At 60.1% G+C, this 10,668-nt stretch carries 12 protein-coding genes; 7 read left to right on the top strand and 5 right to left on the bottom strand.

Features of this window, described 5'->3' with window-relative positions:
* From KVO92_RS19820 to KVO92_RS19795, 6 genes are all read left to right on the top strand, one after another.
* Positions 1-200, top strand: a 200-nt coding sequence (locus KVO92_RS19820; protein ID WP_217477213.1) for a hypothetical protein, incomplete at its 5' end; no start/stop codon positions are given.
* Positions 201-434: 234 nt separating this feature from the next.
* Positions 435-1,763 carry a TRZ/ATZ family hydrolase gene (locus KVO92_RS19815; protein WP_217477212.1) on the top strand — a complete coding sequence of 443 codons (1,329 nt, stop codon included), beginning with the start codon at positions 435-437 and terminating at the stop codon, positions 1,761-1,763.
* Positions 1,764-1,907: 144 nt separating this feature from the next.
* Complete coding sequence (gene ubiG, locus KVO92_RS19810) at positions 1,908-2,606, top strand: bifunctional 2-polyprenyl-6-hydroxyphenol methylase/3-demethylubiquinol 3-O-methyltransferase UbiG (protein WP_217477315.1); 699 nt, start codon at positions 1,908-1,910, stop codon at positions 2,604-2,606.
* Entirely contained in the window at positions 2,606-3,277 is a 672-nt protein-coding gene (gene mupP, locus KVO92_RS19805) for an N-acetylmuramic acid 6-phosphate phosphatase MupP (protein WP_217477211.1), read from the top strand. The genes ubiG and mupP overlap by 1 nt, the downstream gene beginning before the upstream one ends.
* Before the next feature lie 71 nt (positions 3,278-3,348).
* Positions 3,349-4,089, top strand: coding sequence for a YciK family oxidoreductase (locus KVO92_RS19800; RefSeq protein WP_217477210.1), 741 nt, complete (start codon positions 3,349-3,351; stop codon positions 4,087-4,089).
* 206 nt (positions 4,090-4,295) lie between these two features.
* Positions 4,296-5,228, top strand: coding sequence for a GGDEF domain-containing protein (locus KVO92_RS19795; RefSeq protein WP_217477209.1), 933 nt, complete (start codon positions 4,296-4,298; stop codon positions 5,226-5,228).
* A gap of 76 nt (positions 5,229-5,304) precedes the next feature.
* Here KVO92_RS19795 and rluB read toward each other — a convergent pair whose 3' ends face one another.
* From rluB to zwf, 4 genes are all read right to left on the bottom strand, one after another.
* Positions 5,305-6,441: a 23S rRNA pseudouridine(2605) synthase RluB gene (rluB, locus tag KVO92_RS19790; protein WP_217477208.1), complete on the bottom strand. Its 1,137-nt coding sequence runs from the start codon at positions 6,439-6,441 to the stop codon at positions 5,305-5,307.
* 179 nt (positions 6,442-6,620) lie between these two features.
* Entirely contained in the window at positions 6,621-7,271 is a 651-nt protein-coding gene (locus KVO92_RS19785) for a bifunctional 4-hydroxy-2-oxoglutarate aldolase/2-dehydro-3-deoxy-phosphogluconate aldolase (RefSeq protein WP_217477207.1), read from the bottom strand.
* Between the two features lie 17 nt (positions 7,272-7,288).
* A complete protein-coding gene (gene pgl, locus KVO92_RS19780; RefSeq protein WP_217477206.1) occupies positions 7,289-8,002 on the bottom strand; it encodes a 6-phosphogluconolactonase in 714 nt (237 codons plus the stop codon).
* Positions 7,989-9,458, bottom strand: a complete 1,470-nt coding sequence (zwf, locus tag KVO92_RS19775) for a glucose-6-phosphate dehydrogenase (protein ID WP_217477205.1) — start codon at positions 9,456-9,458, stop codon at positions 7,989-7,991. The genes pgl and zwf overlap by 14 nt, the downstream gene beginning before the upstream one ends.
* A gap of 163 nt (positions 9,459-9,621) precedes the next feature.
* Between zwf and KVO92_RS19770 the strand changes: the two genes are divergently transcribed.
* Positions 9,622-10,476, top strand: a complete 855-nt coding sequence (locus KVO92_RS19770) for a MurR/RpiR family transcriptional regulator (RefSeq protein ID WP_217477204.1) — start codon at positions 9,622-9,624, stop codon at positions 10,474-10,476.
* On the opposite strand, the gene KVO92_RS19765 is transcribed toward KVO92_RS19770, so the two are convergent.
* Positions 10,477-10,668, bottom strand: a complete 192-nt coding sequence (locus KVO92_RS19765) for a DUF1289 domain-containing protein (RefSeq protein ID WP_217477203.1) — start codon at positions 10,666-10,668, stop codon at positions 10,477-10,479.

Genomic DNA, 10,668 nt, shown 5'->3' with positions numbered 1-10,668 from the left:
AACCGCTTGCGCTTCCGATCAACTATCCGTCTCTCGTCAGCGGGAGGCGAATCATACAGCGTTCAAAACCGCTGTCAACCACCTTTTCAACCGCTTCCGATCAACCCGACCGAAGCCACCAACAGGAATCAACCACCACCCTGTCAGCCCGGCGCATTCTACTCGAATTCGCCATCCGTGCAAGCCTTTATTTTCGCTAACTTCTTGATTTACAAGAGATTTTGCTAAAGGCCTGCGTCGGAGAAGGTGCGCATTATAGGGGCTCAGAAACTCACGTCAATGGCTGTTTTGGCGTTTCGGGCAAAAAGCCAATTAATGCATAAGCGGCGTGGCGACGCTGGCCAACCAAGACATACGCTCGATCTCCCTAGCGCTTCCTTCTAAGGACAAGCGACAGGCTTTACACTGAAGCCCCTTTGCCTGCGAAGACCTACATGCCCACTAACGCCGATCCACTCGACCTGCTACTACTCCCTACCTGGCTCGTTCCAGTCGAGCCGGCTGGCGTCGTCCTGAAAAACCATGGGCTCGGGATCCGCGATGGCCGCATTGTGCTCATAGCGCCGCGTGAAGATGCTATCCAACACGCCGCTCTCGAAACGCGTGACCTAAGCGGAATGCTGTTGACCCCTGGACTGGTCAACGCCCATGGGCACGCGGCCATGACTTTATTTCGCGGCTTGGCGGACGACCTGCCTTTGATGACTTGGCTGCGCGACCATATCTGGCCTGCCGAGGGCCGCTGGGTCGACGAAGCCTTTGTTCGAGCCGGGAGTGAGCTGGCGATCGCAGAGCAGATACAAAGCGGGATTACCTGCTTTTCTGACATGTACTTTTATCCTGATGTCATGAGCGAGCTGGTTCACAAGCATGGCGTGCGCGCTCAGATAGCGATTCCGGTATTGGACTTCCCTATCCCCGGAGCTCGGGATGCCGACGAAGCGCTCCGCAAAGGCGTCGCGCTATTCGACGACCTCAAACACCACCCGCGCGTGACTATTGCCTTCGGCCCTCATGCGCCCTACTCCGTGGCGGATGACAAGCTGGAAAGCATTCGCACGCTCGTCGCGGAAATGGATATCGCCATTCATATGCACGTGCATGAAACCGAGCACGAAGTGGATGAGGCGCAGAGCAAACATGGTGAACGACCTCTGGCGCGACTGGCCCGCTTGCAGCTGCTAGGCCCACGCTTCCAGGCGGTGCATATGACTCAAGTGAACGACGACGACATTGCCTTATTGGTCGAGCACAACTGCAGCGTGATTCATTGCCCTGAGTCCAATCTCAAATTGGCCAGCGGTTTTTGTCCGGTCGAGCGCTTGTGGGAAGCCGGCGTGAACGTCGCGATAGGTACTGACGGCGCCGCTAGTAACAACGATCTGGATCTATTAGGCGAAACCCGAACCGCAGCCTTGCTGGCGAAGGCTGTCGCCAGATCAGCCTCGGCACTCGATGCTCACAGGGCGTTGCGCATGGCCACCCTCAATGGTGCCCGTGCGCTCGGAATCGACGACCAGACAGGATCCCTGGAGATCGGCAAGTTCGCAGACCTGGTGGCATTCGACCTGTCGCGCCTCGCGCAGCAACCTGTTTACGATCCCGTTTCACAACTTATCTATTCCAGCAGTCGTGATCGTGTCCGCCATGTCTGGGTAGGTGGCAAGCAACTACTGGATGACGGGCAGCTGGTTCGTATGGATGAAGAGCGGATCGTTGCCGTCGCCCGAGAGTGGGGAGAGAAGATCGGCTCCAAGCACTGAGGCCCCACGCCGATGATTCGGGTGCGCCGCGGCAAACTGACCTATGCAAAGCGCCTCTCCGAAAGCGCTTTGCCTGACGGAAGCTGGCAACATGAACAATTTGCGGCTCAAGCTTCTCCTTCAAGCTTTCAAACGGAACAGATCATGAGCAACGTCGACCACGCTGAAATCGCCAAATTCGAAGCGCTCGCCCACCGCTGGTGGGACCGCGAAAGCGAATTCAAACCGCTGCATGAAATCAACCCGCTCCGAGTCAACTGGATCGACGAACACGTATCGCTGGCTGGCAAGAAGGTACTGGACGTAGGGTGCGGAGGCGGCATTCTCAGTGAGGCCATGGCCCAGCGCGGCGCCACCGTAAGCGGCATCGACATGGGCGAAGCCCCTCTCGCCGTTGCCCGGCTGCACTTATTGGAGTCAGGCCTGGAAATCGATTATCGGCAGATCACCGCCGAGGCATTGGCCGAGGAGTCGCCGGGGCAGTTCGACGTGGTGACATGTCTGGAGATGCTTGAACACGTGCCCGATCCGGCCTCGGTAATACGCGCATGCCACGCCTTGGTGAAGCCTGGCGGTCAGGTGTTCTTTTCGACGATCAACCGTAATCCGAAAGCTTATGCGCTCGCCATCGTCGGTGCGGAGTATGTGTTGAAGCTACTACCCAGGGGCACCCATGATTACCGCAAGTTCATCCGGCCTTCGGAGCTGGGTGCCTGGAGCCGTCAAGCCGGGCTTGCTGTCAATGATGTTATCGGGCTGACGTATAACCCGCTGACCAAGCACTACAAGCTGTCGCCGGACGTAGATGTCAACTACATGATTCAAACGCTTCGGGAGGCCTAATGCGTCTGCGCGCCGTGTTTTTCGACATGGACGGTACCTTGCTCGATACCGCTCCGGACTTCATTGCAGTCGCTCAAGCCATGCGCGTCGCACGAGGCCTCGATCGCGTGGCGGACCAGCAGATTCGCGACGTCGTTTCTGGCGGAGCCCGGGCCATGGTACTCAGCGCGTTCGACGTCGACCCGCTATCCGACGAATTCGAATCGCTTCGGCTTGAATTCCTGGAGCGCTATCAAGCCCACTGCGCGGTAGAAAGTCGGCTGTACGATGGGATGTCAGAGCTGCTGGACGAGATTGAAAAGGCCAACCTGATCTGGGGGGTAGTCACCAACAAGCCAGTCCGCTATGCCGAGCCGATCATGCAGCAGCTGGGCCTGGCATCGCGCTCCGCCGTGCTGGTGTGCCCCGATCATGTGAGCAAGAGCAAACCCGATCCGGAGCCGATGTTGCTGGCGTGCAGCCAGCTGGATCTGGATCCCGCGACCGTTCTCTTCGTCGGGGACGATCTACGCGATATCGAGTCGGGGCGCGCCGCAGGCAGCCGCACAGCCGCGGTGCGCTATGGCTATATCCATCCCGAAGACGATCCAGATACATGGGGTGCAGACGTTGTCGTCGATCACCCCCTCGAGCTGCGCAGCCTGCTCAATCGCGCGGCCTGGACCCGCTGATAACCATTTTCTCAGCATTGCGCTGACAATCACGGTGGGCAGTGACCCACGCTTTGCATACGAGGCATCCGATGTTCGAGTACTCAGCCCGCCCCGACCTCCTAAAAGGTCGGATCATCATGGTCACTGGCGCAGGCCGCGGAATTGGGGAAGCCGCGGCCAAGGCTTACGCCGCACACGGCGCGACCGTGCTGCTGCTGGGCAAGAACGAGGAGAATCTCAACCGCGTATACGACGACATCGAAGCCGCTGGCGGTCCGCAACCCGTGGTCATTCCGCTCAATCTCGAGACGGCACTGCCCCACCAATACGACGAACTGGCAGCCACCGTCGAAGGTGCATTCGGCAAGCTGGACGGCCTTTTGCACAACGCAGGCATCGTCGGTCCGCGCACGCCGATAGAGCAGCTGTCAGGCGACAACTTCATGCGCGTGATGCAGGTGAACGTCAACGCCACCTTCATGCTGACCAGCACACTGCTTCCCCTGCTCAAACTATCCGACGACGCCTCGGTCGTCTTCACCTCGAGCAGCGTCGGCAGGAAGGGCCGCGCCTATTGGGGCGGTTACGCGGTATCGAAGTTCGCGATCGAGGGTTTGATGCAAGTACTGGCCGATGAGCTGGACGGGACCAACCCAGTACGTAGTAACAGTGTCAACCCCGGCGCGACCCGCACAGACATGCGCGCAAAGGCATATCCCGGAGAAAACCCTGCCGTCAATCCGCTACCCGCAGAGATCATGCCGGTCTACTTGTATCTGATGGGCCCAGACAGTGCCGGAGTCAACGGCCAGGCCTTCAACGCTCAGTGAGCGTCGCGCGGTTGAAGCGCCTGTTTCCTGGCGCTTTCACCCGCCCGGCATATCAAATTGATATCAAACCGCCGTTTCGCTGACGAATGGCCCATGGCGAAAGCCCGGATCCCTTCTAACACACGGAAAAATAACGAGAAAACTACTTGGCACAGAAATAGCTAGTAAGGCTTCGATAGCGCACATTGCGTATTGAGGTCTCACCTATGCTGCCAGATAAACAGAACAGTGCCACCGTCTATATCGGAGCCGCTCGCGCGCGGCGCTTGGACATCGGTACAGGTGGCGCCGCACCGACACGACCGCTCGATCTTTTCGAACGGGTGCGCAGCTTGTCGTCACGTCTTCAGACCAGCCTGGAAATCGACCGACTGCTGTTGTTCTTTCTCGAGGACGCCTGCGACCTGCTTCCACTGCACGCGCTATCGTATCGGCATTCCGGGACCGACCTGGATGTGCAAATCGGGGAAGCCGAGGGCTACGAGGTACACTTCACGCTGGCTCAGCAAGCGGAGCGCCTCGGCGAGCTCCACCTATTCAGCCATGCACGACTGTCCGAGCTAGCGCTTGTGCAAGTCGAAGAGCTGCTGGCTTGCTTGCTGTTTCCGTTACGCAACGCTTTGCTGTACCGACGAGCTGTTCAAGCATCGCTGAAGGACTCGCTCACCGGAGCAGGCAATCGTGTTGCGCTGGAGCAGAGCCTGACTCGCGAGACAGAACTTGCCTGGCGTCACGGCCAGCTCCTGTCAGTGGTCATGCTGGACATGGATCACTTCAAACGCCTCAACGACACTTATGGACACCAGGCGGGCGACGCTGCGCTGAAAGCGACTGCCCTGCTGCTCAAAGAACAGCTGCGCAATATCGACATGGTGTTCCGGTTCGGCGGTGAGGAGTTCGCGCTGGTGCTATCCAATACCGGGCACGAGGCGGCAGCCGTTGTCGCTGAACGCATCAGAGCGGCCATCCAGAATCTGTGCTTCCTGGTTGGCGAGCGGACCGTTCACCTGTCGGCCAGCCTCGGCTACGCCACTTACAAGCCAGGCGAAACGCCGGATGAACTCCTGCAACGGGCGGATCAGGCGCTTTACCAAGCCAAGCATGACGGTCGAAACCGGGTGTGCGCCGCGCCAGTGTGAGCCGCACAGCACTGATCGACATAAAAAAGGCGAGTCCTCACGGCCTCGCCTTTTCATATCGACCTACAACCAGCCCTTACGGCCGCTTGGATCGGTCACCCCGGCTGAATCCAGGACGCTGCCCCTCCGCACCAGCCGGCCCTCCACGCTTGGCCGGAGAAGGTTTGCCGCGATTACGACCAACCGCGCTCGGTCGCTCGGCAACAGGCGTACCGCGCCCCGGCTTGCCGCGTTGCTCATCAGCATCCCGCGGCTTGCGTGACGGCGGGTTCTCGCGGGAACGGCGCCCCTTGTCGCCATCATGTGCTACATCCGCCTCATGCGCAGCGCGCAGTACCCTCGGACGACGCTCGCCGCGCCCGACAGGTTTGGCAACCTTGCGCTGCATGCGATCGAGCTTTTCCTTGGTTTTCGACTTCATGCCAGGCAGCGCCACCGGCTTGAGGCCAACCTCCTCACTGAGAATGTCGACCTCGCTCTGGGACATCTCGCGCCAGCGGCCCATCGGCAAATCGGAGGTCATGAACACGGGACCGAATCGGACACGCTTCAGACGGCTGACCACGAGCCCCTGCGATTCCCACAGCCGACGCACCTCACGGTTGCGACCTTCCATCACCACGCAGTGGTACCAATGGTTGAAGCCCTCGCCACCAGGCGCTTGCTGAATGTCGGTAAACCGCGCCGGCCCGTCTTCGAGCATGACACCTGTCTTCAGGCGCTCGATCATCTCGTCGTCAACCTCTCCCCTTACCCGAACCGCGTATTCGCGGTCCATCTCGTAAGAGGGATGCATCAGGCGGTTGGCCAGCTCACCATCGGTGGTGAACAGCAGCAGACCAGTGGTGTTGATATCGAGACGACCAATATTGATCCAGCGCCCTTCTTTAGGACGCGGCAAACGGTCGAACACGGTCGGACGACCCTCGGGATCGTCCCGGGTGCAAATCTCGCCATCTGGTTTGTTGTAGATCAGAACGCGACGGACCACTTCGGTGGCTTCTTCACGCTTGAGCAGCCGCCCGTCGACGGCAATCGCATCATGCGAGTCGACGCGTTGACCGAGGGTGGCTACGGCGCCATTGACCTTGACCCGTCCGGCCGCGATCCAATTTTCCACGTCACGACGCGAGGCCAGGCCAAGACGGGCCAGGACCTTCTGCAGTTTCTCGCCGTGAGCGATATGGGGGGTTGTTTCTTCGTGCTCGGTCATCTAGGCACCTCCCGGTGTGGCAGTTCCGATTGAAAGGTCGCGCACTATACGCGCAGCGGTTACTCTACGCACTAGGGCCCGCCCTCAATTCGCAAGTTACGCTGAATCGAGGGCGGGCCCTATGACGTTAGCAGTCCGAACCGCGTCGCGCGCGGCGGCTGTTCTTCAGCGAGACAAACTCAGCGCTTGTCCAGCGCCGCGAGCGCCTCGGCCGTGGCTTGCTGAATGCTGTTCCAGTCGCCGTTCTTGAGCGCCGCACCGTCGATCATCCACGTACCGCCCACGCACATGACATTGGGAAGCGCCAGATACTGCGGAGCATTGCTCGCGTTGACGCCGCCAGTCGGGCAGAAACGCACATCAGCGAAGGGGCCTCCGAGCGCCTTGATCGCGGCTACGCCGCCGCACACCTCGGCAGGGAACAGCTTGAATCGGCGATAGCCGAGCGCGTAGCCACGCATGATGTCGGACGCGTTGCTGATACCCGCCAACAACGGCACAGCGCTGTTGACCCCGGCTTGTAGCAGCTCATCGGTGCAACCCGGCGAGACGATGAACTGCGCGCCCGCCGCCTCGACTTCGTCCATCATGCGTTTGTCGAGCACCGTACCGGCGCCGATCAGAAGCTCAGGGCGCTCCTGACGCAAGCGGCGGATTGCGGTGAGGCCGTGCGCCGAGCGCAAGGTGATCTCGAGCGCCGTCAGCCCGCCTGCGGCAAGCGCATCGGCCAAGGGCAGAATCTGCTCCTCGCTGCCGATGGTGATGACGGGAAGGATACGAGCTTCGGTACAGATCTTTTCGATCAGAGCGTTTTTCTGGTCCATGTTCATGGCTGATTCCTCGGGCCTCACGGGCACCAATAGATCTCTAGTGGGGAATGCAGGAATGCACGGATAGGCATCTGCAAGGCTTCGAGCTGCATGGCTTGACGCAGGGTGTCCAGCTTGGCCTGACCTTGGATGGCGAGGCATTGCACCCTGGCAGAGGCCAGCAATGGATAGGTCATACTGATGCGTTGCGTCGGCGAGGACGGCGCCAGCATCGGCAGGCAGGCCGCAGGCTCGTTGCTGTCGAGGCCGCGCGCCAACAACGGGCTGTTCGGGAACAGCGAAGCGGTATGGCCATCGTTGCCCATGCCCAATACCAGCACATCGATTGGGCGGCTGAGGCTTTCCAACCGTTGGCTTGCGCGTTCGGCGGCGCGCTCAAGCGTATCGGCTGGCTGGTAGAGTCCAAGCAGCTCGGCCTGGCCCGCGGCGTTCTGCAACAGATGGCGGCGCACCAGCCCCTCGTTGCTGTCCGCATCCTCCACCGCGACCCAGCGTTCGTCAGCAAGACTGACCTGCACCCTCGACCAGTCGAGTTCACGCGTCGATAGCGCCTCGAAAAAGGCGATCGGGCTGCGACCACCGGACACCACCAGACTTGCGCGACCCTTGCTGTCGACGGCGTGACCGAGCGCTTCGGCAACCCGATCAGCCAACGTGCGAGCCAGCTGATCGGGATCAGCGAGACTGCGCGTGGCCAGCTCCGATGGCAGCCCGATTTCAGAGATCGCCATACCAGGACCTCCCGTCACGGGTGATCAGGGCGATGGAGGCCACCGGCCCCCACGAACCTGCTGGGTAGGGTTTAGGTGCGTCACCCAGGCGCGACCAGCCATCGATCAACTGATCGCACCACTTCCAGGCGTATTCGATTTCATCCTTGCGCACGAACAGATTTTGATTGCCCTGCATCACCTCGAGCAGGAGGCGCTCGTAGGCATCAGGAATCCGCGAGCTCTTGTAGGTTTCGGAAAAATTCAGCTGCAGCGGGCCACTGCGAAGGTGCATGCCTTTATCGAGGCCCTGCTCCTTGGTCATCACCTGCAAGGAAATGCCCTCGTCCGGCTGCAAGCGGATGATCAGCCGGTTGCTGATCAGCGAACGCTGCTCGGGCGCAAAGATGTAGAACGGTGGCTCTTTGAAATGGATGACGATCTGCGAAACCTTTTCGGCCATGCGCTTGCCGGTACGCAGGTAGAACGGCACGCCGGACCAGCGCCAGTTGCAAATATCGGCGCGCAGCGCGACGAAGGTCTCGGTGCTGCTCTCGGCGTTGGAGTTCTCTTCCTCGAGATAGCCCGGAACGGCCTTGCCGCCCACCGAACCACCCACGTATTGGCCGCGGACCACCTGCTTGCCGAGGCGCTCCGGAGTGATTGGAGCCAGCGCTTTGAGCACCTTGACCTTTTCATCGCGAATGCTATCGGCGGTGAGGTCGCTGGGCGGGTCCATCGCAATCAGGCACAACAGCTGCAACAGATGGTTCTGGATCATGTCGCGCAGTTGCCCGGCCTGATCGAAATACCCCCAGCGCCCTTCGATGCCCACGGTTTCAGCCACGGTGATCTCGACGTGGGAGATGTGGTGCTGGTTCCATTGCGTCTCGAACAGGCTGTTGGCGAAGCGCAGCGCGATCAGGTTCTGCACCGTCTCCTTGCCCAGGTAATGATCGATGCGGTAGATCCGGCTCTCAGGGAAATACTGCGCGACGGCGTCGTTAACCACCCGCGAAGACTCGAGGTCGTGCCCGATGGGCTTCTCGAGCACCACCCGGGTTTGCTCGGCCAATCCGGCGGCGGCGAGGTGCTCGCAGATCGAGCCGTAAACCGACGCCGGCGTGGCAAAATAGGCGATCAATGGGATGTCGGACGAAACCTGCTCGGCCAACGCCAGGTAGTCCTGCGCGTTGCGAAAGTCCATGGTGAGGTACTGCAGCCTTGCCTCGAACCGTGCCAGTACCGTCTCGTCCAGCTGCGCGGCCGGTATGTATCGGCGCAAGGCCTGATCGATCCGCTCCAGATGAGACGAGGGCTCTCCTTTATCCCGCGACAAGGCCAAGATGCACGTGTCGCTATGGAGGAGTCCCGCCCGGTCCAGCTGGTACAGTGCAGGAAACAATTTGCGCAGCGCCAGATCGCCCAGGGCGCCGAACAAAGCAAAGGTGGTCGCGTCAACAGTAATAGCAGGCATGTTTTTTATACTAACCAAATTAGGCTGTACGACTGATAGGTTTGCCCAGTTTAAGCCCATAATGTTGTTATTAAAACAACATTGACCTATTTTTTCGCGCACTGGACTCGTTTTTCACAGCCGTCCTGGGCGTGAGCCTCCTGAAAGAAGAGACAGGGATCGCATGAAAAATCTCTTGGAACAGATCAAAAATCGGCTCGATGAGCTGAACAAAGCGGAAAGAAAGGTCGCCGAAGTGATCCTGCGTGATCCGCAGCAGGCCACTCGCTACAGCATTGCCGCCCTGGCGCAGGAAGCGAAGGTCAGCGAACCGACCGTCAACCGGTTCTGCCGCTCATTCGGCGCGGCCGGTTATCCGGTGCTCAAGATCCAGCTGGCGCAAAGCCTGGCCAGTGGCGCGGCCTACGTCAGCCGTGCCGTCGAGGCGGATGACGGCCCCGAGGCCTACACTCGCAAGATCTTCGGTAGCGCCATCGCTTCGCTCGACAGCGCGTGCCAAGCCATCGATCCGCAGGTAATCAGCCATGCGGTGGACCTGATGATCCAAGCCCGTCAAATCCACTTCTTTGGTCTTGGCGCCTCGGCTTCGGTAGCGCTGGACGCGCAGCACAAGTTCTTTCGCTTCAACCTGCCGGTGACCGCCCACAGTGACGTACTCATGCAGCGGATGCTGGCATCGGTGGCTCATACGGGCGATCTGTTCGTGATCATTTCCTATACGGGCCGCACCCGTGAGCTGGTCGAAGCGGCCATGATGGCACGCGACAACGGAGCCTCCGTATTGGGCCTGACCGCGGCAGACTCGCCGCTGGCCAAGGTCTGTACGCTGAGCCTGGACATACCGCTACCGGAAGACACAGATATCTATATGCCGATGACCTCGCGGATCATCCAGCTCACCGTGCTCGACGCGCTGGCTGCTGGTGTAACGCTACGGCGCGGCATCGACTTCCAACCGCATCTGCGCAAGATCAAGGAAAGCCTGATGGCCACTCGTTACCCGGCTGAAGAAAGCTGATCACTTCTTTTTCTTTCTCGCCTTGCCCATGGACTGCAGTCGCTCGGCGGCCAGCGCATTGACCGCCTTGCGCTCCTTGTTCTTCATCCCCTTCCAGGCCTTCATCTCATCCCGGCTGCGACCGCAGCCGATGCAGATGTCGTCCTTGAGCTTGCAGAGACTGATGCAGGGGTTCTTCGCTTTATCGCCCAA

Origin of the sequence: Stutzerimonas stutzeri (assembly GCF_019090095.1) — a bacterium.
Taxonomy (GTDB): Bacteria; Pseudomonadota; Gammaproteobacteria; order Pseudomonadales; family Pseudomonadaceae; genus Stutzerimonas; species Stutzerimonas stutzeri_AN.
The sequence above is the reverse complement of the archived record's forward strand: the minus strand, read 5'-3'. Positions and strand labels throughout refer to the sequence as shown.

Coding starts and splice junctions, on each gene's coding strand:
- rluB (WP_217477208.1), bottom strand. CDS start 6,441: ATGACCGAGCACGAAGAAACAACCCCCCATATCGCTCACGGCGAGAAA.
- KVO92_RS19770 (WP_217477204.1), top strand. CDS start 9,622: ATGAAAAATCTCTTGGAACAGATCAAAAATCGGCTCGATGAGCTGAAC.
- pgl (WP_217477206.1), bottom strand. CDS start 8,002: ATGGCGATCTCTGAAATCGGGCTGCCATCGGAGCTGGCCACGCGCAGT.
- KVO92_RS19815 (WP_217477212.1), top strand. CDS start 435: ATGCCCACTAACGCCGATCCACTCGACCTGCTACTACTCCCTACCTGG.
- zwf (WP_217477205.1), bottom strand. CDS start 9,458: ATGCCTGCTATTACTGTTGACGCGACCACCTTTGCTTTGTTCGGCGCC.
- mupP (WP_217477211.1), top strand. CDS start 2,606: ATGCGTCTGCGCGCCGTGTTTTTCGACATGGACGGTACCTTGCTCGAT.
- KVO92_RS19785 (WP_217477207.1), bottom strand. CDS start 7,271: ATGAACATGGACCAGAAAAACGCTCTGATCGAAAAGATCTGTACCGAA.
- ubiG (WP_217477315.1), top strand. CDS start 1,908: ATGAGCAACGTCGACCACGCTGAAATCGCCAAATTCGAAGCGCTCGCC.
- KVO92_RS19795 (WP_217477209.1), top strand. CDS start 4,296: ATGCTGCCAGATAAACAGAACAGTGCCACCGTCTATATCGGAGCCGCT.
- KVO92_RS19800 (WP_217477210.1), top strand. CDS start 3,349: ATGTTCGAGTACTCAGCCCGCCCCGACCTCCTAAAAGGTCGGATCATC.